This window comes from Kitasatospora sp. NPDC058243 (assembly GCF_042882025.1).
GTDB lineage: Bacteria > Actinomycetota > Actinomycetes > Streptomycetales > Streptomycetaceae > Kitasatospora.
On the sequence record NZ_JBHVWW010000006.1, the window covers coordinates 166,396 to 188,493 of the forward strand.

The following is a 22,098-nucleotide window of genomic DNA, read 5'->3' on the forward strand; positions in this document are numbered from 1 at the left end:
GCCCCCTAGGCGTCCCGGTTCTTGAGCACCAACGCGCCGCCGAGCAGGGCGGCGAGCGTCCAGGCCAGGCAGATCACGAAGCCCGCCCACGGCCCGTACGGCTGGCCGTACTGCTCGTACACCAGCAGCATCCGCGAGCCCGCGTAGTCCGGGAAGTAGTGGGCCAGGGTCTTGACCTTCGGCACCGCGGAGAGGATCGGCGAGAGCAGGAAGAAGAACGGGACCAGTACGCCCAGCGCCAGCGTCTGGCTGTGCAGCATCGTGGTGACGCCGGCCGAGAACAGGCACAGCATCGTCAGGTACAGCGCGGCGCCGAACACCGCGCGCAGCACGTGCGGTTGGTCGAGGCTGGTGGAGTGCGAGCCGAGCAGCGCCTGGCCGGTGAAGAAGGTGACGAAGGCCGTCACCACCGAGACCGCCAGGGCCATCGCGCCGAGCACCACCGCCTTGCCGGTGAGCAGAGTGCCGCGCTGCGGGACGGCGGCCAGGGTGACCCGGATCATGCCGGTGCTGTACTCGTTGCCGATGGCCAGCACGCCGAAGACGATGATGGCGAGCTCGCCGAGCATGATGCCGGAGAAGGCCGTGCCGGTGGCGTCGAAGACGGACTGGTCGCCCCGCCGGAACTCACCGAAGTTGTTGTTGGTGAGCAGGGACAGCAGCGCGCCGATGCCGACGGTGACGACGAAGGTCAGCGCGAGCGTCCAGACCGTCGAGCGGACGCTGCGGATCTTCGTCCACTCGGAGCGCAGGATCGCCGGGAAGGACGTCATCTCAGTTCTCCTCCTGCCGGGCCGCCGCGGTCTGCGGGGCGCCGTCCGCCTTCCAGCCGGCGCCCCAGACGCCGGGTGCGCCGGCCGCGTCCCGGCCCGGGCCGTCGCCCGCGTGGTACTCCACCGAGTCGGCCGTCATCTGCATGAACGCCTCCTCCAACGAGGCCTGCTGCGGGCTGAGTTCGTGCAGGACGACGCCGTGCGCCGCGGCCAGGTCGCCGAGCCGGGCGAGATCGCCGTCGACCACCTCGTAGGAGCCGCCGGGCCCGGGCTCGGGCCGGAGCCCGACGCCGGACAGGGCGTCGAGCAGGCGCTCGGGGTGCGGGGTGCGCAGCCGGACGGCGGAGCGGGAGTTGCGTCGGATGAACTCCGGCATCGGCAGGTCGGCGAGCAGCCGGCCCTTGCCGATGACCACCAGGTGGTCGGCGGTGACGGCCATCTCGCTCATCAGGTGGGAGGAGACGAAGACGGTCCGGCCCTCGGTGGCGAGCCGCTTCATCAGGTTGCGGATCCAGAGGATGCCCTCCGGGTCCAGCCCGTTGACCGGCTCGTCGAACATGACGATCTCCGGGTCGCCGAGCAGGGCGGAGGCGATGCCCAGGCGCTGGCCCATGCCGAGCGAGAAGCCGCGGGCCCGCTTGCGGGCGACCGGGGTGAGGCCCACCAGGTTGAGCACCTCGTCCACCCGGCGGGTCGGGATGCGGTTGCTCTGGGCGAGCCAGAGCAGGTGGTCGCGGGCGGTGCGGCCGGGGTGGACGGCCTTGGCCTCCAGCAGCGCGCCGATGTACTTGAGCGGTTCGCTGAGCTGCCCGTAGTGCTTGCCGTCGATGGTGACCCGGCCGCTGGTGGGGCGATCGAGGTCGAGGATCATGCGCATGGTGGTGGACTTGCCTGCGCCGTTGGGGCCGAGGAAGCCGGTCACCACGCCCTGGGGGACCTGGAAGCTGAGCCGGTCCACCGCGAGGGTCCTGCCGTAACGTTTTGTCAGGTCGTGCAACTCGATCATTCGCGCTCCCTTACTCTTTGTAAGGCTAGGACAAAGCGGATATCGCGGCCCGCTGAGTGGGCCCGCCGGGCGTGCCGGAATACGGTGGGCCCATGACCCAGCCCCCCTCCGCAGTGTCCGTCCGCGAGAGCGGCACCGGAACACCCCTCGTACTGCTGCACGCCTTTCCGTTGAACGCCTCGATGTGGTCCGCCCAACTGGACGCGCTGCCCGGTCTGACCGGCGACGAGGCCCGGGTGCTCGCCCCGGACCAGCGCGGCTTCGGCGGCACCGAGCTGGGGACCGACGAACCCTCGCTGGACCTGGTCGCCGACGACCTCGCCCTGCTGCTGGACGCGGCCGGGATCGAACGCGCGGTGGTCGGCGGGCTCTCCATGGGCGGCTACGTGGCGCTGGCCTTCGCCCGCCGCCACCCGGACCGGCTGGCCGGACTGCTGCTGGCCAGCACCCGCGCCACCGCCGACACCGACGCCGTCCGGGCCAACCGGGAGCGGATCGCGGCCGCCGTCACCGCCCGGGGCAGCGTCCAACTGCTGCTCGACGAGGAGGTCGCCGCCGGGCAGCTCGGGCCGGACTCGCGGCACCTGGTGGAGCGGGTGCGGTCGCTGGTCGCCGCCGCGTCGCCGGCCGCCGTCGCCTGGGCCCAGCGGGCCATGGCGGCCCGGCCGGACGCGCTGGACGTGCTGGCCGGGCTGCGGGTGCCCACCGCCGTCGTCGCGGGCGCGCAGGACGGCCTGGTGGCGCCGGAGGAGGCCGAACTGATGCTCCGGGCCCGGCCGGACGCCGAACTGACCGTCATCCCCGGGGCGGGCCATCTGAGCGCCCTGGAGGCGCCGGAGGCGTTCAACACCGCCGTCCGCGACCTGCTGGCCCGGGCGGCGGCCGGATGAGGGAGGAAGCGACCGGCTGGGACTTCTCGGCGCTGGAGGTGACCGGCCGGATGCCCGTGACCAACCGCGGCGAGGGCCTGGTCGAACTGACCCTGGAACCGCTCGGCGAGGACTACTGGCTGCGCCCCGGCGAGACCTTCATCGTCACCTCGTACGGCGACCACGGCTCCGGCCACCCGTTCGAGGTGCAGTACTGGCCGGACTCGGTGTCGGTCTGGTGCACCTCGTGGTTCGGCACCGTCTCCGACGACGAGGGCAACCAGCTCAGCAGCGGGTACCAGCGGCCCGACGGGGCCTACCCCAGGTGACGCCCGCTCACCCAGGTCACCCGAGATGATGACGGTGGAACGACGGCAGGCCCTCACCCGGGTGGGTGAGGGCCTGTCTGCTGTTCCGCACGTGCCGTCCGTTGCGCACGTACCGCCGGGCGCAGGCGCCCGGCGGCGGCGTCAGCGCGACTGCTGGGCGGGCACGCCCATGGTGTCGTCGCCCGGCAGCGAGGCGGCGGCCACGGCCGCGCCGGTCAGCGTCGCCAGCATCTCGCGGACGTTGGTCAGCTGGGCGTTGATGCTGTCGCGGCGGTTGGTGAGCGCCGCCAGCTCGCGCTCGGACTCGCTGCGGATCCGGTCGGCCTTGGCGTTGGCGTCCGCCACGATGTCCTCGGACTGGCGCTGCGCCGTCTCGACGGTCTGGCGGGCGCGGCGCTCGGCGTCGGTGCGCAGCTTCTCGGCCTCCAGGCGCAGCTGCTCGGCCCGGTGCTCGATCTCGGCCAGGCGCTTCTCGGCCTTGGCCTGACGGGCGGCCAGGTCACGCTCGGACTGCTCGCGGCGCTTGGCCAGGTTGGTCTCGAACTCCAGCGCGGCCTGGGCGGCCTTGGTGCGGGTCTCCTCGAAGAGGGCGTCCGCCTCCTCGCGCTTGTTCTGGGCGTCCTTGTTGGCCTCGGCGCGCAGCTGGGCGCTGTCGCTCTTGGCCTTGTCGACGATCCGCAGACCCTCGTCCTCCGCCTTGGCCTTGCGGTCCTTGGCGTAGTTCTCGGCCTCGGTGCGGACCTGCTGGGCAGCGGCCTCGGCGAGCTCGCGGTGCTGCTCGGAGGCGCGGTGCGCCTCGTCGCGCAGGTCCTTGGCCTCCTCCTCGGCCAGTCGCAGGATCTTCTCGACCCGGGCGCCGAGACCGGCGTACGAGGGCTCCGCCTCGGTGACCGCCGCCTGCGCGGTCTGGGTCTCCAGGTGGAGCTCCTCGATGCGCTTCTCGAGCGCGCTGATCCGGGTCAGGGCACTGTCACGGTCGGCCACCAGCTTGGTGATCCGCTCGTCGACCTGGGCGCGCTCGTACCCACGGCGCACCAGGTCGAAGCCGTGAGGGGAGTGACTGTCGCTCATGGGGTTCTGGGCTTCCTGTCGTCAAACCGCTGAGGTGGTTGAGGGAATCCTGACACGGTACCGGAGTGTCGACGGCGAGATGCCGTCGTCCCGCGGACAATGTCCGCTCAATCGGGTGGTGCGTTCTTGGAGCGATTGCCACCCGACCGGGGGGAACCAATTCCGGCACCCGCCTTGGCACCCCCGTCCTTCTTGGTGCTGCTTCCCCCGTTGGTCTGGGCGACCGGTGCCGGTGCCTCGAACGCCTCCAGTGCGGACAGCACGTCCTGCACCCTGGAGATCTCGGTGTTGATGTCCTTGCGCCGCCGCACCAGCTCGTCCAGCTCGCGCCGGCCCTCGTCGGTGACCCGCTTCGCCTCGGCCTGCGCCTCGGCGAGCAGCCGCTCGGCCTCCGCCTTCGCCAGCTCGACCTGCTCGTCGGCGCTGCGGTCGGCGTCCTGCAGCCGCTTCTCCGCCTCGGTGGCGGCGTTCTCCAGCCGCTCCTCGGACTCGGCCTCGGCCGACTGGAGCCTGGCCTCGGCCTTGACGATCAGCGCCTCGGCGCGGCTGGTGGAGTCGGACAGCTTGGTCTCCGCCTCCTTCAGCAGCCCCTCGGCCTTGCGGACGGCCGAGATCCGGACCTTGCTGGCCTCCGCGGACGCCTCCGAGGTGAGCTCGCCCGCGCGGTCCTCGGCGGCCGCGACCAGGGCCGCCGCCCGGTCCTCGGCCTCGGCGACGGTGGCCACCGCCTGCTCCTCGGCCTCGGTCAGCTGCTCCTGAGCGGCCGTCACCAGCGCGTCGACCCGCTCGCCGGCCGACTTCATGGCCGCCGCGTTCTCCTTGCGGGCGCGCTCGTGCAGCGCCTCCACCTCGGCGTCGGTGCGCTCGCGCAACTCCTCGGCGCGCTCGCGGATCGCGGTGGAGTCCCGGCGGGCCTCGGCGAGCAGCGTGTCGGCGTCGGAGCGGCCCTTCTCCACCTCGGCCTGGCCGGCCGCCTCGCCGGCGGCGACCAGCCGGTCGGCCTCCTTGCGGGCGGCGGCGACCATCGCGTCCGCCTGCTCCTCGGCGGCGGCGGTGGTGGCCAGTGCGGTGGTCTGGGCGTCCTCGCCGAGCGACTCGGCGTCCGCGAAGGCCTTCTCCAGGACGGAGTTGGCCTGCTCGCGGGTGGCCTTGTCGAACTGCTCGGCGGCCTCCCGGGTCTCCGCGTCGTACGCGTCGGCGCGGCTGTGGGCGGCGGCGTCGTACTCGTCGGCGAGGGTGCGGGTGGCGAGCGCGTACTCCTCGGCCTCGGCGCGCAGGGCGGCGGCCAGCTCCTCGGCGTCGGCGATCAGGCCGGCCGAGCGCTCGTCGGCGGCGGCCATCGTCCGGACGGCCTGGGCCTCGGCGTCCGCGCGCAGCTGCCCGGCGCCCTCCCGGGCCGCGTGCAGCACGGCGTCGGCCTCCGCCCGCAGGTGCTCGTCGTAGGCCTGGGCCTCGGCGCGCTGATGGCCCAACTCGGCCTCGTGGGCCTCGCGTTCGGCGGCCAGCTCGCGGTCGGTCAGCTCGCGCAGGGCGGTGGTCTCGGCGTCGGTGCGGGCGCGCAGTTCGGTGGTCTCGTGGTCGGCGAGGGCCCGCTGCTCGGCGGTCTCGGCGTCGGCGAGTTCGCGCAGGGCGGTGGTCTCGGCGTCGGCGAGGGCCCGCTGCTCGGCGGTCTCGCGCTCGGCCAGCTCGCGCAGTTCGGCGGCGGCCTGCTCGGCCCGGTCGCGGACCTCGGTGGCCTCCCGCTCGGCGGCGGCCTTCCGCTCGGCGATCTGCTCGGCGGCGGCCTCGTGCATGCCGGCCACCGACTGGCGGACCTCGGCGGCCTCCTCCTCGGCGGCCTCGACCAGGGCGGCGCCCTCGACGCCGGCGGCGGCGACCAGCTCCTCGCCGTCGACCCGGGCCTGCTCCAGGACGGCGGTGGCCTCGGCCCGGATGCCGTCGGCGGTGGCGCGGGCCTCGGACAGCTCGCGGCCGGCCTCGGCGCGGACCGTCTCGGCCTGCTCGGCGGCGAACGCCAGCTCGGCGGCGGCCTTCTCCCGCACGGCCTTGGCGTCCCGGGCGGCCTCGGCCCGGCGCTGCTCGGCGGCGCTCCGGGCGCCCTCCAGCAGTTCCTCGGCTTCGGCGCGCAGTTCGGTGACGTGCTGTTCGGTCGCCTCGCGCTGTTCGGCGGTCTCGGTGGCGGTGCGTTCGGTGAGTTCGGTGGCGGCCTGTTCGGCCTTGGTCCGGACGTCGGCGGCGTACGCCTCGGCGGCGGTGCGCAGTTCGGCGCTCTCCCGCTCGGCCAGCTCGCGCTGTTCGGCGGTCTCGCGTTCGGCGAGGGCGCGCAGTTCGGTGACGTGCTGTTCGGTCGCCTCGCGCTGTTCGGCGGTCTCGGCGGTGGTGCGTTCGGTGAGTTCGGTGGCGGCCTGTTCGGCCTTGGCCCGGACGTCGGCGGCGTACGCCTCGGCGGCGGTGCGCTGTTCGGTGGTCTCGCGGTCGGCGAGTTCGCGCAGTTCGGCGCTCTCCCGCTCGGCGAGCTCGCGCAGTTCGGTGCTCTCGCGTTCGGCGAGGGCCCGCAGCTCGGTCGCGGTCTGCTCGGCCTGCTCGTGGGCGGCCTGGGCGGCGGCCAGCTGCTCGGCGGTCTCCTCGCGTTCGCGGTGCAGCCCGGCGGCGGCCTCCTCGTGCTCACGCCGGCTCTCCTCGCGCAGCGCGTTCGCGGCGGCCTCGGCCTCGCTGCGGGTACGGGCGGCCTCGGCGTCGGCCTCGGTGCGGACGCGCTCGGCGTCGGCCACCGCGGCGTCCCGGACGGCGTTCGCCTCGGCCTGCGCATCGGTGCCGAGGGCGGTCGCGGCGGCGTTCGCCTCGGCCCGGACCCGCTGGTCGAACTCGGTCGCGTCCCGGCGGAGTTCGGCGGTCTCGCGCTCGGCGGCGGCGCGGTTCTCGGCGGCCGCGGCCTTGGCGGCGGCGAGGGCGTCCTGGCCCTGCTGCTCGGCGGCGGTGGTGGTCTTCTCGGCCTCGCTACGGGCCCGGGCGAGGGTCTGCTCGGCCCGGCCCTGGGTCTCGGCGGCCTGTTCCTGGGCCTGCGCGCGCAGCCGCTCGATCTCCCCGGCGGCGCCCGCGCGCAGCTCGTCGGAGTCGGCCTTGGCCCTGGTGAGCAGTTCCTCGGCGTTCTTCGCCGACTCCTCGATCTGCACGACGGCTTGGCGGCGGGCCTCGCCGCGCACCCGGTCGGCCTCGGCGGCGGCCTGGGCGCGCAGCTCCTCGGCCTCGGCCCGCAGCCGGGCCGCCTCGTCCTGCATCTGCTCGATCCGCTCGCGGATCGCGGCGGCGTCGTCGAGGGCGGCGTTCTGGGCCTGCTCGACGGCGGCCTGGGCCTGCTCGCGCAGGCGCTGCGCCTCGGCGGCGGCCTCGGTGCGGATCCGCTCGGCCTCGGTGGCGGCCTCGGTGCGGGCGGTCTCGGCGTCCTGGTTGGCCTGGCCGAGCATCTCCTCGGCGGTCTTGGCGGCCTTGGCGAGCTGGACGGTGGCGTCCTTGGCGCCGGTCGCCCGGCCCTCCTCCTCGGCCGCGTGGCGCAGCCGCTGGGCCTCGGCCTCGGCGTGGGCGCGCAGTTCGGCGACGTCCCGGTCGGCCTGGGCGCGCAGTTCGGCGATCGCGGCCTCGGCCTCGGCGCGCAGCTCGCCGGCCACCGATTCGGCGGTGGCCCGCAGCCGTTCGCTCTCCTCGGCGGCGGCGGCCTTGGCGGCCTCCGCCTCGGCCTGCCTGGTGGTGGCCTCGGCGCGGATCGCCTCGGCCTCCTTGGTGGCGTGGGCGACCATCCGGGCGACCTCGGCACGGGCGGTCTGCGAGCGCTGCTCGTTGGCGGCCTCGCCGTCGGCGGCCTTGCGTTCGGCGGCGGCCTCGGCGTCGGCCTGGAGCTGTTCGGCGGCCTGTTCGGCCTGGGCCCGCAGCTCGGCGGACTCGCGGCGGGTGCGTTCGGCCTCGGCGATCGCCTCGGCACGCAGCCGCTCTATCTCGGCCTGGGCGTGGGCGAGCTGCTGCTCGGCCCGGATCTGCTCGGCGGAGGCCTGCTCCTTGAGCCGGCCGATCTCGCCCTTCGCGATGGCGAGCTGCTGCTCGGCGGCGGCGTGCGCGGCGGCCAGCTGCTGCTGGGCCTCGCCGCGGGCGGCGTCCACGTCGGCGGCGGCCTGGGCGCCGGCCTGCTGGGCGTGCTCGGAGGCGGCGCGCAGCAGGCGCTCGGCGTCGCTCTGGGCCCGCTGGATGGCGGCCTCGGCGGCGGCCTGGGCCTCGCCGCGGGCGGCGTCGACGTCGGCGGCGGTCTGGGCGCGGGCCTGGTCGGAGAGCGCGACGGCCTCCGCGCGGGCGGCGGCGACCATGCGCTCGGCCTCGACGCGGGCGTCCTGGAGCAGGCGCTGGGCCTCCTGCTCGGAGCCGGTCCTGGTCTGCTCGGCCCAGCCGTTGACGTGCTGCTCGGCGGTGCGGCGCAGCTCGGTGAGCTCGTCCTCCAGCTGGCGGCGGCGGGCGGTGAGCTCGGCCTCCAGTCGGGCGGTGCGCTCGGCGGCCTCGGCCATGATCCGCTGGGTGGCGGCCTGGGAGTCGCGCAGCTGGCGCTCGGCGTCGGCGCGCAGCTGCTGGGCCTGCATCTCGGCAGTGCGGAGCATCTGCTCGGCCTGGCCGGAGACGGCGTCGAAGGCGCGCGGTTGGGCGAGCATGCGGCGGGATTCGTGCAGCTTGGCCCGGAGCACCTCCACCTGGTAGGCGAGGTCCTCGGCATGCTCGGCTGCCTTGTCCCGCTCCTTTCGAGTCCGACCCATCTCGGCCTCGAACTGGGAGAGGTGATCGTCAACCTCGTAGCGGTCGTTGCCCCGCACTCCGCGGTCCCATCCATCTCCTGGTCGCGTCCTCGACCCGGCCGGTCCAGGGCACCCGTTGTCCGGGTACTGGTCCGACTGGCTCCTTGCATCCGCAGCCGGTGGACGGCCCGCCGGTCAAGCCGGGGCCGCCCGCCGCGGTCGTCGGAGCCCTGGGCGTGGAAGCGCGGTGATGCCGCGTTCCCCCGTCCGGGTGGACTCCTGGGCGAACTCTTGCCTTGTGGAGAATGGTGACAGATCAGTGTTGCGACTGTTCAGCCGTGCCCGCGTTGTGGACTCCCCTGCGACGGGCCGGCCGCCGCTGGGCGGACGGGCCTGTCATCGGCCGTGCCCGTCGCCTCCGTCCCCCGGAGCCTTCGCGCACCTGGGCATTGTAGTGGGAGCGCACTGCGGGGGAATGGCCGCGTGGTGGTTTTCCGGCTGTCGGACGAGGTTACTGACGGGTCATGACCGGTGATTCGGGGGTGCCGCCCGGTCGTGGGCGGCACCTGGCGGGGGTCAGTGGGCGTCGTGGGGGCCCGGTTCGGCGGAGGTGACCAGCTCGGTCAGGACGCCGCCGCAGTCCTTGGGGTGCAGGAAGGTGATCCGCGAACCCATCGAGCCGATCCGGGGCTGGTCGTAGAGGACCCGCACGCCCTTGGCCCGGACGGCCTCGGCGTCGCCGTCCACGTCGGCGGTGCCGAAGGCGATGTGGTGCACGCCCTCGCCGTTCTTCTCCAGCCACTTGGCGACGGTCGAGTCGGGCCGGGTGGGCTCCAGCAGCTGGAGGTAGGAGGCGCCGCCGTCGCCGGTGTCGTTGATCTTGAGCATGGCCTCGCGGACGCCCTGCTCCTCGTTGACCTCGGTGTGGAACACCTCGAAGCCGTAGGTGGCGCGGTAGAACTCGACCGTCTTGTCGAGGTCGCGGCAGGCGATGCCGATGTGGTCGATACGGGTCAGCACGGCGACCTCCGGGGGCGGGTTGGGTACCTCGGGAACCAGGTGGCACCAGTGCAGCGCATCGCTGCTGACCGGCGCCAGCGCCGGACGTGCGAGTCTGCTCACACGCCGGGGGTTGCCCCGGGCCGCACGCCGGGGGCTCACCCGGGGCGGGCGCCGGGGTTCACCCGGGCCGCGTTGACACGGTGTTGACTGGAAGGTGCCAGTGCGCTCGATCACACCGTCGCTCCGGTGACGGGCGGGTAACGGGTCAGTACATTGAGCGCATCCTCACCTGGCCACGACGTGCGAAGGGGCTCGTCCCATGACCAACACCACCTCTGTGATCGTTGCCGGTGCGCGGACCCCGATGGGTCGCCTGCTCGGTTCCCTCAAGGGCTTCTCCGGTGCCGACCTCGGCGGCTTCGCGATCAAGGCCGCGCTGGAGCGGGCCGGCATCACGGGTGAGCAGGTCCAGTACGTGATCATGGGCCAGGTGCTGCAGGCCGGCGCCGGCCAGATCCCGGCCCGCCAGGCCGCCGTCCGGGCCGGCATCCCGATGAGCGTCCCGGCGCTCACCATCAACAAGGTCTGCCTCTCCGGCCTGGACGCCATCGCGCTGGCCGACCAGCTGATCCGGGCCGGCGAGTTCGACGTCGTGGTGGCCGGCGGCCAGGAGTCGATGACCAACGCCCCGCACCTGCTGCCGAAGTCCCGCGAGGGCTACAAGTACGGCGCGATCGGGATGCTCGACTCGATGGCCCACGACGGCCTCACCGACGCCTACGAGAACATCCCGATGGGCGAGTCCACCGAGAAGCACAACACCCGGCTGGGCATCGCCCGCGAGGTGCAGGACGAGATCGCCGCGGCCTCCCACCAGCGGGCCGCCAAGGCGCAGGCCGACGGCGTCTTCGACGCCGAGATCACCCCGGTCCCGATCCCGCAGCGCAAGGGCGAGCCGGTGCTGTTCGGCCAGGACGAGGGCATCCGCGCGGACACCACCGTCGAGGGCCTGGCCAAGCTGCGTCCGGCGTTCGCCAAGGACGGCACGATCACGGCCGGCACCTCCTCGCAGATCTCCGACGGCGCCGCCGCGGTGGTCGTGATGAGCAAGGCCAAGGCCGAGGAGCTGGGCCTGAGCTGGATCGCCGAGATCGGCGCGCACGGCAACGTGGCGGGCCCGGACAACTCGCTGCAGTCGCAGCCGTCCAACGCGATCAGGCACGCGCTGGCCAAGGAGGGCCTGGAGGTCTCCGACCTCGACCTGATCGAGATCAACGAGGCGTTCGCGGCCGTCGCCCACCAGTCGACCAAGGACCTGGGCGTCTCCTCGGACATCGTCAACGTCAACGGCGGCGCGATCGCGCTCGGCCACCCGATCGGGATGTCCGGCGCCCGCGTGGTGCTGCACCTGGCGCTGGAGCTCCAGCGGCGCGGCGGCGGGGTCGGCGCGGCCGCGCTGTGCGGCGGCGGCGGCCAGGGCGACGCCCTGATCGTGCGCGTCCCCAAGGACGCCAGCCCGAAGGCCTGATCAGCTGACATGCCTTCGGGGCTGCGGACCGCCACGCGCGGCGCCGCAGCCCCGAAGGCATCCGCGCTAGGAGCTCCCGATGATCGATGTCGCCACGCTGGTCGAACAGGCCCGGGCGGGCCGGCCGCGGGCGGTCGCCCGGCTGATCACGCTGGTCGAGAACGCCGCCCCGCAACTGCGCGAGGCGATGGCCGCGCTCGCGCCGTACACCGGTCAGGCCTACACGGTGGGCCTGACCGGCTCGCCCGGGGTCGGCAAGTCCACCTCCACCTCGGCGCTGGTCTCCGCCTACCGGCGGCTCGGCAAGCGGGTCGGGGTGCTGGCCGTCGACCCGTCCTCGCCGTTCTCCGGCGGCGCGCTGCTCGGCGACCGGGTCCGGATGCAGGACCACGCCACCGACCCCGAGGTGTTCATCCGCTCGATGGCCACCCGCGGCCACCTCGGCGGGCTGTCCTGGACGGCCCCGCAGGCCCTGCGGGTGCTGGACGCGGCCGGCTGCGACGTGATCCTGGTCGAGACCGTCGGGGTGGGCCAGTCCGAGGTGGAGATCGCCGCCCAGGCCGACACCACCGTGGTGCTGCTCGCCCCCGGCATGGGCGACGGCATCCAGGCCGCCAAGGCCGGGATCCTGGAGATCGGCGACGTCTTCGTGGTCAACAAGGCCGACCGGGACGGCGCCGACGCCACCGCGCGCGAGCTCAACCACATGCTCGGCCTCGGCGAGGCCCGCGGGGCGGGGGACTGGCGCCCGCCGATCGTCAAGACCGTCGCCGCCCGCGGCGAGGGCGTCGACGAGCTGGTCGAGGCGCTGGAGAAGCACCGCGCCTGGCTGGAGGAGCACGGCGAACTGGCGGCGCGCCGCCGCCGCCGGGCCTCCGACGAGATCGAGGCGATCGCGCTGGCCGAACTGCGCACCCGGATCGGCGACCTGCGCGGGGACCGCCACCTGGCCGGCCTGGCCGAGCGGGTGGTGGCGGGCGAACTGGACCCGTACGGCGCGGCCGACGAACTCGTGGCCGGCCTCACCCGCGCCTGAGAACGGCGCAGGGCCGGCCCCGGGTGGGGCCGGCCCTGGTGTGCTGGGGGGCGGCGGTGCGTCAGGCGCGGCCGCGGAGGCCGCGCAGGTGTTCGGCGACCGGGGCGAGGGCCTCGTACATGGCGTCGAGCTGCTCCTGGGTGAAGCGGTCGATGAAGTGGGCCCGGACGCTGCGCACGTGGTCGGGGGCGACCCGCTGCATGGTGTCCCAGCCGTGCTCGGTGAGGTGGGCGTAGAGGCCGCGGCGGTCGCCGGGACACTCCTGGCGCAGCACCAGGCCGGCGTTCTCCATCCGGGTGATCTGGTGCGAGAGCCGGCTCTTGGACTGGAGGGTGGCGGTGGCGAGGTCGGTCATCCGCATCCGGCGGTCGGGGGCCTCGGAGAGCACGACCAGGATCTCGTAGTCGTTGATCGCCAGGTTGTGCGGCTGGAGTTCGCGGCTGAGCTGGTACTCCAGCAGCTTGGCGACCTCCAGATGGGCGCGCCACATCCGCTGCTCCCTGGCGGTCAGCCAGGGAGTCTCCTCCTCGGGCTGCGACGGAGGGGTGTCCGCAGTGTTGATCGTGTGCGTATCCATGGGCTCAGCATACCCTATTTAGTTCAATATTGTACAAGTTTACAGGCCGAAACGTCGCCCCAGATCGCCCAGATTGCCGAGGCCCGGCACGTTGAGGTTGCCCCCGCCGTGGCCCGACGCCGCCGGCTGGGACGGCACCCCGCCCACCGGCACGCCCGCCTCGGCGTCCACCTGGCCCACCGACCGCTCGGCCATCAGCTTCTCGCTGGACTGCAGCAGCACCTGGCCGGCGCCGATGAACTCGAACTGGTGCTCCTCGCCGGAGGCCCCGCCCAGCCCGGTCAGCCGCCGGATGCCGCCGATCAGCCCGTGCATGTAGTCGTGGTCGTAGTGGTGGCACGGCGCCGGGCAGTCCGCCCAGCCGACCAGCGCCTGCGGGTCCACCCGGATCGGCGGCTCGACGAAGTGCACCGGCCCGTTGGAGGCGGCGACGAACTTCCCGGTGCCGATCAGGGTCAGGAAGCCCGGGATGATCGACTGCTTGAGCCGCAGCGACGGGTCGAAGGCCAGCAGGTTGCCCGAGCGGACGGTCAGGTTGCCGTCGTCCAGGTCGTAGGAGTTGAGGTCGAAGGCCCGGTCGGCCAGCAGCAGCTTGCCGCGGCCCTGGGCGACGACCCAGTCCGCCGCGTGCATCGGCGAGTTGAAGTGCTGGCCGATCACCCGGTCCAGCATGCCGGCGCCGACGCCCTTGAAGGTGATGTCGCCGTAGTAGGCGACCATCTTGCCCTTCTGCAGGAAGTACGAGCCGTTCAGGTCGACCGAGTAGGCGTACGGGTTGACGTTGTCGTTCACCGGCAGGCTGTACGCGTCGTGCACCACCGGGCCGGAGCCGCCGTGCGCGTTCGGCAGCGGGGCCTGCGGGCCGCCGAACTGCTCCTGGGCGTACGCCTGTTGGGGCTGCTGCGGGGGAGGCGGCGGCGGGTAGCCGCCCTGCTGGGGGTAGCCCTGCGCGGGCGGGTGGCCCTGGCCGGGCGGCGGCGCGTAGCCCGGCGGGGGAGGGGCGGCGAAGCCGGGCTGGGTCGGCTGGTCGTACGGCGACTGCCCGTACGGCGGCTGCGGCGGGTAGGACATCAGAGCTTCTCCTCGCTCGCCTGGACGTACACCGCGCCCTGTCCGGACAGCTCCAGCTGGAAGGCCTCGCCGGAGCCGCGGCCGATCATGTCGCGCCAGCCCAGCGCCGTGGACAGCTTGTTCTGCACCTGGCCGCGGTGCGCCACGTACGCCTGTGGGTCGACGTGCACCGGCTGGCCCGGGACGATCGGCAGCTCGAAGACGCCGCCGTGCGCCATCACCGCGACCGAGCCCTTGCCGTCCAGCTGGGTGGTGAACAGGCCCTGGCCGGTGACCTGGCCGCGGACCATGCCCATCACCCCGCCCTGCGAGCCCATGAACATGGTGGACTGGCGCAGCGTGCCCTCGAAGGCCAGCAGCCGGTCCGCCTCGACGTACAGGGTGTCGCCGGCCAGGTCGATCACGTGCACGTGGTGGCCGCCGTGGCCGAACATCACCCGGCCCTGGCCCTCGACGGTCATCAGCGGGGTGTCCTCGTTGGCCACCCGGCGGCCGATCATCGACATCACGCCGCCCTGCCCGCCGGTGATGTTCGGCGTGAAGCGGACGTCCCCGGTGTACGCGAGCATCGCGCCGCGCTGGCTGAACAGCCGCTGCCCGGGCAGCACCACGGCCTCGACCATCTTGCCGTTGATCTTCGTGAAGCCCATCAGACGTCGCCCCCGATGGTGACCTTCTCCGACGGCTGCACGTACACCAGCCCCTCTCCGGTGAACTCCACCTGGACGGCCTCGCCGCCGCCCTCGCCGATCACCGTGGTCCAGCCCGCGCCCGACTTCAGGCTGCGGTGCAGGCTGCCGGTGTGCGCCACGTAGGCGCCCGGGTCCACCCGCAGCGGCTGGCCCTGGCCGACCCGCAGGATGATCGCGGGCCCGTTCGAGGTGACGGCGGCCCAGCCGTGGCCCTCCACCTTGGTGGTGAAGAGGCCGTTGCCGGAGGACATGCCGTTGAGTCCGGTGAAGGTGGTGCCGGTGCGCAGCGAGCCCTCCGTGCAGAGCAGGTTGTCCGCCTCGACGAACAGCGTCTCGCCGTTCAGCCGGACCAGGTTGATCTCGGTGGCCTTGTCAGCGAAGTAGCAGGTGCCCTGGCCCTTCACCTCCATGACGGTCATCTGCTCGCCGGTGAGCCGGCGGGCGACCATGCCGCGCAGGCCGTCCCCGCCGCCGGTCAGCTTCTTGAAGCTCATCTGGCCGGTGTAGGCGACCATCGAGCCGTGTCTGGCCTTGACGGCCTCGCCGGCCAACTCGACGGCGAGTACCCGGGATCCCTGGAGTCTGAACTGTGCCACGGCCGCAATCTAGCGGGCGCGGCCGGTGCAGGGGGAGGGGCGGGGGCGGAACTGGTACCGGTCTGCGACAAACGCGCCGGTCACGCCCGCGCGTGCGCCCCCCGAGCGGCGTGCGGGACGGCGCCGGCCGCCTCCTCGACCTCCAGCAGCGAGGCCGAGTGGCGCTCCGCCTCGAAGGCCACCACACCGCCGCGCAGCCCGAACAGCCGCTTGGACAGCATGATCCAGAGCACCGCGGCGATGTTCAGCACCAGCGTGCCGATCTTCACGGCGCTGACGTGCTCGCTCAGCTCGTAGCCCTCCAGCGGCAGGAAGGCGGCGGTGGCCACGACGGTGAGGTACTCGGCCCAGCGCCTGCCCAGCCAGAGGCCGACCGCCTCGACGATCTCGATCAGCGCGTAGGCCACCAGCGCGCCCGCGACGATCAGCAGGGTGCTCTTCCTGTAGTCGAAGGTCTTGCGGATGGTGTCGACGATCGGGGAGTGTTCGAGGTCCCAGTGGAAGTGGTCGGTGACCGGCCGGAAGACCGACAGGTTCTCGTCGAACACCCGGTGCACGGCGTCCTGGCTGTTGGAGAACTTCCAGACGGCCCAGGCCACGATGATGATCAGCAGGCCGCGCAGCACCCGCTCGACGGCGAGGAAGCGCAGGATGAAGAGGTCCCGCAGCGCCTTGCCGCGCGGCACCAGCGGGGCGTCCTGCGCCGGGCCGGAGCCGTGCGGGGCGCCGAGCGCGAAGTCGCCGCAGCGCAGGCAGCGCCAGGCGTCGCCGAGGGCGGTCGCGGCGTGCAGCCGGGCGGCCAGCTCGGGCTCGGTCGGTGCGTAGGTGGTGTGGCCGCGCTTGGCGCAGGTCCTTCGGTCCCAGTCCCGCTTGAACATGTGGTCGCTACCCCCGGTCGTCCGATGTCTACGGCGCCCGGTGCGTCGGGCGCGGGCAGCAGGATAGGGGCAGCGGGTGACGGGCCGGCGCGACCCGCCGGGTTCTGGCGCACAGCTGTGACACGGACACGACGGCCGTGGGGTCGGGCGCGACGGCCGTGGCGCCGGGGCCGGACACGGCGGTTGTGACGTCGGGCACGGTGCCCACCCCGGCCGGGGCTTCGGACAGGTGCTCGGTGATAATGGCCGGAAGGCTTGTGAGTCGCTTCACAAGCAGGTCCGCCGCCGACCCCCGTATTGAGGTACCCATCGTGAACAGCAGCGCCGTCCACCGCCTGCGCCTGGTCTCCGGCCCCGAAGGGGTCTCGTTCATCCTGCTGCTGATCTGCTCCGTGCTGAAGCGGACCACGTCCTTCGACGGCGTCCCGGTGATGGGCATGGTCCACGGGATCCTGTTCATCCTGTACGTCGTCTTCTGGATCCAGGCCTGGCAGGCGCAGAAGTGGGACGCCAAGCGCGGCGTGCTGCTGTTCGTCCTCTCGGTGCTGCCCACCGGCGGCTTCTTCGCCGAGCGGATGCTCGCCAAGGAGGAGCGCGGCGAGCTGAAGCCGGCCACCGCGTAGGGACGCACCCCCACTGCGCGACGGTCGACAGGCTGCCGCGGCCTCCTCTCCCAAAGGGCCGCGGCAGCCTGTCGCCGTTTCTTACCGGGGGTGGCTGGGGGTGGCTAGTTGACGTTGACGCCGCTCCACGCGGCCGCCACGGTCTTGTACTCGGTGCTGGTGGCGCCGTACAGGTCGGTCGCGGCCTTCAGGGTCGCCGTGCGGGCGGCCTTGTAGTTGGTGGTGGAGGTCATGTAGACGGTCAGCGCGCGGTACCAGATCGCGGCCGCCTTGGTCCGGCCGATGCCGGTGACCGTCGAGCCGTTGGAGGTCGGGCTGTTGTAGCTGACCCCGTTGACCACCTTGGCGCCGCTGCCCTCGGACAGCAGGTAGAAGAAGTGGTTGGCGATGCCCGAGGAGTAGTGGACGTCGAGGTTGCCGACGCCCGAGTACCAGGAGTCCGCGGAGCTGCCGTCCTTGGAGGGCTTGTCCATGTAGCGCAGCGGCTTGCCGTTGCCGAAGATGTTGAGCTTCTCGCCGATCAGGTAGTCCGGCGGGTCCGCGGGCAGGTTGGCCGACCACTCGACCATGGTGCCGAAGATGTCGGAGGTGGCCTCGTTGAGGCCGCCGGACTCGCCGGAGTAGTTGAGGTTCGCCGTGGCGGAGGTGACGCCGTGGGTCATCTCGTGGCCGGAGACGTCGATCGCGGTCAGCGGGTTGGTGTTGCCGGAGCCGTCCCCGTACGTCATGCAGAAGCAGGAGTCGTCCCAGAACGCGTTGACGTAGTTGGAGCCGTAGTGGACGCGGCTGGCGGCGCCGACGCCGTTGTTCTTGATGCCGTTGCGGCCGAAGGTGTTCTTGTAGTAGTCCCAGGTGGCCGCGGCGCCGTACTGGGCGTCCACGGCGGCGGACTCGCGGTTGGAGGCCAGGCCGTTGCCCCAGGAGTTGCTGGTCTTGGCGAACAGCGTGCCGTTGCCCGAGGTGGCGCCCTTGAGGTCGGTGGTGGACTGGCCGCCGCGGGTGGCGTCCTTCAGCGAGTAGGTCGAGCCGCTCTGGGTGGTGGTCAGCGTGACGGTGCCGACGTTGACGCCCTTGCCGGTGCCGGTCGCGGTCTGCACCTGCTCGCGGGTGGACAGTACCTCGCCGGTGGCGGCGTCGGTGACGACCTGCTGGCTGCTCGGGGTGCCGTCGGCCCGCTCGCCGCGGACCACCGTGCGGTGGGCCAGCCGCGGCGCGCCGTCGGCCGCCCACACCACCAGCTCGGCCGCGCCCGCGCCGTCGACCCGGCTGAGCGCCGCCTCGTCCTCGTCGGCGGCCGTTCCGACGGTCGCCCGCACCGCGGCGGTGGCCCGCTCGGCCGCCTGCCCGGCGGCGAGGCCCGGGGCCAGGCTCGGCAGCGACAGGCTGCCGTCGAAGGCCCGGTCGACCGAGTCCACCGAGCCGTCGGCGCGCTGGTGGACGACCAGGTCGCCGCCGAGCACCGGCAGGCCGGCGTAGGTCCGCTCGTAGCGCAGGTGGCGTTCGCCGTTGGCGTCCGCGACGACGTCCTTGACCACCAGCCGCTCCTGGCCGCCGAGGGCCAGGGCCTGGGCGACCGGGCTGCTCTGCCCGGCGGCCACCGCGAGCAGCGCCGCGCGCTGCTGCTCCGGCGACGGGGCTGCGGCCTGGGCGGCGGGGACGATGGCGATCTGGATCACGCCGGCGAGCAGGGCGGTGGAGGAGAGTACGGCGCCGGCTGTCAGCTTTCGCTTCACGTGCGGGGGTTCCTTCCACGAAACCGCGTGTGCGCGCGGTTGCGCCGCGTACCGGGGCGCCGGGGTTGGCGCCGTTGGGGCGGTAGGGCGCGGACGTGCTGCTCCCGTGCGGTACCTGACGATCCGTCGATGGGTGGGGGTGACGGATGTCGGACGGGGCTTGGGCAGAAGCATGACAATCGATGGCAGGAAATGACAGACCACGGACAGGGATTGGCCGGGATCCGCCAGTATTGGTGCGGATGGTTCGGCTGCCGCCCAGTGCCCGCTACGGGCGGTTCGTCCGGCTGGCGGGACTTCGCCACCCGGGGAGCGGGGCGGGCGGGAAGGGCGGGGGAGGGCAGGCGTGCAAGGGGGGTGTGCGGACGTCCGGGACCGCCTTCCGCGGAGGCCCCGGACGTCCTGTCACCGTGCGCGGTACGTCAGTTGACGTTGACGCCGCTCCACGCGGCCGCAACCGCCTTGTACTCGGCGCTGGTGGCGCCGTACAGGTCGGAGGCGGCCTTCAGGGTGCCGGTGCGGGCACTCGCGTAGTTGGTGGTGGAGGTGAAGTAGACGGTCAGCGCGCGGTACCAGATCTGCGCGGCCTTGTCCCGGCCGATGCCGGTGACGGCCGAGCCGTTGGAGGTCGGGCTGTTGTAGCTGAAGCCGTTGATGCTCTTCGCGCCGCTGCCCTCGGACAGCAGGTAGAAGAAGTGGTTGGCGATGCCCGAGGAGTAGTGGACGTCCAGGTTGCCGACGCCCGAGTACCAGGAGTCCGCCGAGGCGCCGTCCTTGCTGGGCTTGTCCATGTAGCGCAGCGGGCTGCCGTCGCCGTTCAGGTTGATCAGCTCGCCGATCCAGTAGTTCGGCGGGTTGGAGGGCAGGTTGGCGTAGAACTCGACCATCGTGCCGAAGATGTCGGAGGTGGCCTCGTTGAGGCCGCCGGACTCGCCGGAGTAGTTGAGGTTCGCCGTGGCGGAGGTGACGCCGTGGCTCATCTCGTGGCCGGCCACGTCGATCTCGGTGAGCGGGTGGGTGTTGCCGCTGCCGTCGCCGTAGGACATGCAGAAGCAGGCGTCGCTCCAGAACGCGTTCACGTAGTTGGAGCCGTAGTGCACCCGGCTGGTCGCGCCGACGCCGTTGTTCTTGATGCCGTTGCGGCCGAAGGTGTTCTTGTAGAAGTCCCAGGTGGCGGCCGCGCCGTACTGGGCGTCCACGGCGGCGGACTCGCTGTTGGAGGCCAGGCCGTTGCCGAAGGCGTTGGTCGAGTTGGCGACCAGCGTGCCGGTGCCGGAGGTCTTGTTCTTCAGGTTGACGGTCGACTGGCCGCCGCGCGTGGCGTCCTTCAGCTGGTACGAGGTGCCGCTCTGGGTGGTGGTCAGCGGGACGCTGCCGACGAAGACGCCCTTGCCGGTGCCGGAGGCGGTCTGCACCTGCTCGTGGGTGGACAGCACCTGGCCGGTGGCGGCGTCGGTGACCAGCAGCTGGCTGCTGGGGGTGCCGTCGGCGCGCACGCCCTCGACGGTGGTCCGGTACGCCAGGCGCGGGTTGCCGTCGCTCGCCCAGACCACCAGCTCGGCCTTGCCGGTCTGGTGCACGGCCGCCAGCGGGGACTCGTCCTTGTCCGCGGCGACGCCGACGGTGGCCTGGACGGCGCCGGTGGCCTGCGCGGCGGCCTTGTCGGCCGGGATCTGCGGGGCCAGGCTCGACAGGCTCAGCTGTGCGGAGACCGCCTTGTCGACCGACTGCACCGCGCCGCGGGCGTTCTGGTGGACGACCAGGTCGCCGCCGAGCACGGGCAGTCCGGCGTAGGTGCGCTCGAAGCGCAGGTGCCGGGTGCCGTCCTGGTCCACCACGGCGTCCTTCGCCACCAGTTGCTCCTGGCCGCCGAGGGCGAGGGCCTTCGCCAGCGGGCCGGACTGGCCGCCCGCCAGGGCGAGCGCCGCCGCGTGCTGCTCGGCGGCCTGCGCCTGCGCCGCGGGGATCGGGCTGGCCTGGGCGGCGGTGCTCACCTGGACGACGCCGGTGAGCAGGGCGGTGGCGGAGAGTACGGCGACTGCTGCGAGCTTTCGCTTCACGGACGAGTCCTTCCGGGTAACCGCGTGTGGGCGGTCGCGCCTCGTCCCGGGGGCCGGGGTCGGCACCTGAGGGGCGGGACGGGCGCTGACGTGCGGACCCCGTGCGGTCGAGCGGCGAGCCACCGGTGGGTGGGGGTGGTGGCTACCGGACGGGGTTGGCGGAAAGCATGACAATCGAGCAAATCAAATGACAGGTCTTGCTCATGAATTGGCCAAGTCCCGCCAGCCGGAAGGATTGTGAACGGGCGGACAAAAGGTGCGAATCACCCTGCCTTTCAGCGGGTTACCATCCGAACCGAGGCCTGATAGTGCGGCTGCGGACCGATCGGCCGTCAACTCCGCTGCGCCCCACTCCCGTTGCCGTGCATTCACACCGGTGCAATGTCCTGGTATGGACCTGGCCGCCCTTTTGGCGGGTTCCCGCCACGCGTCGCGCTTGTCCACCATCAGGACGGCTGGTAGCACCCGTCCCGTCCGCCGGTACGGTAAGGAGGTGCCCAAGCCCCTAGCCCTCGACTTCGACCCGATCGCCCGCGCCGACGAGCTCTGGACCCGCCGCTGGGGCGGGGTCCCCTCGATGGCGGCGATCACCTCGATCATGCGAGCCCACCAGATCCTGCTCTCCCGGGTCGACGCGGTGCTCAAGCCGTACGGGCTGACCTTCGCCCGGTACGAGGCGCTGGTGCTGCTGACCTTCAGCCGGACCGGCGAGCTCTCGCTGTCCAAGATCGGCGAGCGGCTCATGGTCCACCCGACCAGCGTCACCAACACCGTCGACCGGTTGGAGCGGGCCGGCCTGGTCGCCCGCCGCCCCAACCCGCTGGACGGCCGCGGCGTGCTCGCCGCGATCACCGGCCGCGGCCGCGAGACGGTCGAGGAGGCCACCCGGGAACTCATGGCGATGGAGTTCGGGCTGGAGGAGTACGACACCGAGCAGTGTCGGCAGGTGTTCGAACTGCTCAGGCCGCTGCGGATCGCCGCCGGCGACTTCACCGACGAACGCGACGAGGGGGCTGCGCCGGAGCGGCCGTGAGGACGGCTACCCTCGTGGGAGCGGTGCGCGGATCCGGGCGTACCGGTCGATCCCTGCCGAACGAGGCGATGAAGAGTATGAAGGCGACCCCCCTGCTGGGCTGGTACCGGGCCCTGGCCATTGCGACCGGTGTGGCCCTGCTGGTGTTCTGCGGCTTCATGGTCGCGAAGTACGGCTTCGGCGCGGCCGAGGACCTGACCACGTACGTCGCGATGCTGCACGGCTACCTGTACATCGGGTACTTCGTGGTGACCTTCCTGCTCGGGCAGAAGCTGAAGTGGCCGCTCGGCCGGATGATCCTGACCCTGGCCGCCGGCTGCATCCCGTTCGCCTCCTTCGTCTTCGAGCGCAAGGTGGTCCGCGAGGCCGCCGAGCGGCTCCCGGCCGGCGGCGACGCCCGCCAGCCCGCCGGCGTCTGATCCGACGCCCCGGCGAGTGCCCCTTCCCCCGCG

General features: G+C 72.8%; 19 protein-coding genes. 7 read left to right on the forward strand and 12 right to left on the reverse strand.

The genetic code is table 11. From position 1 onward, the window contains the following. Positions 1-5: 5 nt before the first annotated feature. A complete protein-coding gene (locus tag ACFVX9_RS07065; protein WP_063347788.1) occupies positions 6-773 on the reverse strand; it encodes an ABC transporter permease subunit in 768 nt (255 codons plus the stop codon). A gap of 1 nt (position 774) precedes the next feature. After that, positions 775-1,779 carry an ABC transporter ATP-binding protein gene (locus ACFVX9_RS07070; protein ID WP_387980818.1) on the reverse strand — a complete coding sequence of 335 codons (1,005 nt, stop codon included), beginning with the start codon at positions 1,777-1,779 and terminating at the stop codon, positions 775-777. Positions 1,780-1,871: 92 nt separating this feature from the next. On the opposite strand from ACFVX9_RS07070, the gene ACFVX9_RS07075 reads away from it, so the two are divergent. Both ACFVX9_RS07075 and ACFVX9_RS07080 read left to right on the forward strand, forming a co-directional pair. After that, the gene (locus tag ACFVX9_RS07075) at positions 1,872-2,669 is read left to right on the forward strand and encodes an alpha/beta fold hydrolase (protein WP_387980820.1); all 798 of its coding nucleotides are present in this window, start codon (positions 1,872-1,874) and stop codon (positions 2,667-2,669) included. Next, positions 2,666-2,977: a hypothetical protein gene (locus ACFVX9_RS07080; RefSeq protein ID WP_063347785.1), complete on the forward strand. Its 312-nt coding sequence runs from the start codon at positions 2,666-2,668 to the stop codon at positions 2,975-2,977. Before ACFVX9_RS07075 ends, ACFVX9_RS07080 begins: the two co-directional genes overlap by 4 nt. A 141-nt stretch (positions 2,978-3,118) precedes the next feature. Here the strand turns inward: ACFVX9_RS07080 and ACFVX9_RS07085 are convergent, their stop codons facing one another. The 3 genes from ACFVX9_RS07085 to mce all read right to left on the reverse strand — a co-directional run bounded on the left by ACFVX9_RS07085 (position 3,119) and on the right by mce (position 9,837). Next, positions 3,119-4,048 carry a hypothetical protein gene (locus tag ACFVX9_RS07085; RefSeq protein WP_063347784.1) on the reverse strand — a complete coding sequence of 310 codons (930 nt, stop codon included), beginning with the start codon at positions 4,046-4,048 and terminating at the stop codon, positions 3,119-3,121. A gap of 107 nt (positions 4,049-4,155) precedes the next feature. Beyond that, entirely contained in the window at positions 4,156-8,895 is a 4,740-nt protein-coding gene (locus tag ACFVX9_RS07090) for a hypothetical protein (protein WP_387980821.1), read from the reverse strand. A gap of 498 nt (positions 8,896-9,393) precedes the next feature. Further along, positions 9,394-9,837: a methylmalonyl-CoA epimerase gene (gene mce, locus ACFVX9_RS07095; protein ID WP_063347782.1), complete on the reverse strand. Its 444-nt coding sequence runs from the start codon at positions 9,835-9,837 to the stop codon at positions 9,394-9,396. Positions 9,838-10,138: 301 nt separating this feature from the next. On the opposite strand from mce, the gene ACFVX9_RS07100 reads away from it, so the two are divergent. Both ACFVX9_RS07100 and meaB read left to right on the forward strand, forming a co-directional pair. Then, a complete protein-coding gene (locus tag ACFVX9_RS07100) occupies positions 10,139-11,347 on the forward strand; it encodes an acetyl-CoA C-acetyltransferase (RefSeq protein WP_363371928.1) in 1,209 nt (402 codons plus the stop codon). Positions 11,348-11,426: 79 nt separating this feature from the next. Continuing rightward, complete coding sequence (gene meaB, locus ACFVX9_RS07105) at positions 11,427-12,383, forward strand: methylmalonyl Co-A mutase-associated GTPase MeaB (protein WP_063347780.1); 957 nt, start codon at positions 11,427-11,429, stop codon at positions 12,381-12,383. A 61-nt stretch (positions 12,384-12,444) separates the two neighbouring features. Here meaB and ACFVX9_RS07110 read toward each other — a convergent pair whose 3' ends face one another. The 5 genes from ACFVX9_RS07110 to ACFVX9_RS07130 all read right to left on the reverse strand — a co-directional run bounded on the left by ACFVX9_RS07110 (position 12,445) and on the right by ACFVX9_RS07130 (position 16,197). Next, complete coding sequence (locus ACFVX9_RS07110) at positions 12,445-12,960, reverse strand: MarR family winged helix-turn-helix transcriptional regulator (RefSeq protein WP_079135623.1); 516 nt, start codon at positions 12,958-12,960, stop codon at positions 12,445-12,447. A 39-nt stretch (positions 12,961-12,999) separates the two neighbouring features. Further along, positions 13,000-13,809: an AIM24 family protein gene (locus ACFVX9_RS07115; RefSeq protein WP_063351133.1), complete on the reverse strand. Its 810-nt coding sequence runs from the start codon at positions 13,807-13,809 to the stop codon at positions 13,000-13,002. A 221-nt stretch (positions 13,810-14,030) separates the two neighbouring features. After that, complete coding sequence (locus ACFVX9_RS07120; RefSeq protein WP_063347778.1) at positions 14,031-14,681, reverse strand: AIM24 family protein; 651 nt, start codon at positions 14,679-14,681, stop codon at positions 14,031-14,033. Continuing rightward, positions 14,681-15,319 (reverse strand): AIM24 family protein, encoded by a 639-nt coding sequence (locus ACFVX9_RS07125; RefSeq protein WP_079135621.1) that lies wholly within the window; start codon positions 15,317-15,319, stop codon positions 14,681-14,683. Before ACFVX9_RS07125 ends, ACFVX9_RS07120 begins: the two co-directional genes overlap by 1 nt. A gap of 80 nt (positions 15,320-15,399) precedes the next feature. Next, positions 15,400-16,197, reverse strand: a complete 798-nt coding sequence (locus ACFVX9_RS07130; RefSeq protein WP_380336718.1) for a DUF2127 domain-containing protein — start codon at positions 16,195-16,197, stop codon at positions 15,400-15,402. A gap of 311 nt (positions 16,198-16,508) precedes the next feature. Between ACFVX9_RS07130 and ACFVX9_RS07135 the strand changes: the two genes are divergently transcribed. Further along, positions 16,509-16,820, forward strand: coding sequence for a DUF3817 domain-containing protein (locus ACFVX9_RS07135; RefSeq protein WP_371517107.1), 312 nt, complete (start codon positions 16,509-16,511; stop codon positions 16,818-16,820). Positions 16,821-16,924: 104 nt separating this feature from the next. On the opposite strand, the gene ACFVX9_RS07140 is transcribed toward ACFVX9_RS07135, so the two are convergent. Then, complete coding sequence (locus ACFVX9_RS07140) at positions 16,925-18,553, reverse strand: M4 family metallopeptidase (protein WP_380336715.1); 1,629 nt, start codon at positions 18,551-18,553, stop codon at positions 16,925-16,927. Between the two features lie 422 nt (positions 18,554-18,975). Next, positions 18,976-20,613 (reverse strand): M4 family metallopeptidase, encoded by a 1,638-nt coding sequence (locus ACFVX9_RS07145; RefSeq protein WP_387980822.1) that lies wholly within the window; start codon positions 20,611-20,613, stop codon positions 18,976-18,978. Between the two features lie 493 nt (positions 20,614-21,106). Here ACFVX9_RS07145 and ACFVX9_RS07150 point away from each other — a divergent pair, with 493 nt between their 5' ends. Together ACFVX9_RS07150 and ACFVX9_RS07155 are read left to right on the forward strand one after the other, a co-directional pair. Further along, complete coding sequence (locus ACFVX9_RS07150) at positions 21,107-21,646, forward strand: MarR family winged helix-turn-helix transcriptional regulator (RefSeq protein WP_380379174.1); 540 nt, start codon at positions 21,107-21,109, stop codon at positions 21,644-21,646. 77 nt (positions 21,647-21,723) lie between these two features. Next, a complete protein-coding gene (locus ACFVX9_RS07155; RefSeq protein WP_380379176.1) occupies positions 21,724-22,065 on the forward strand; it encodes a DUF3817 domain-containing protein in 342 nt (113 codons plus the stop codon). Positions 22,066-22,098 lie beyond the last annotated feature (33 nt).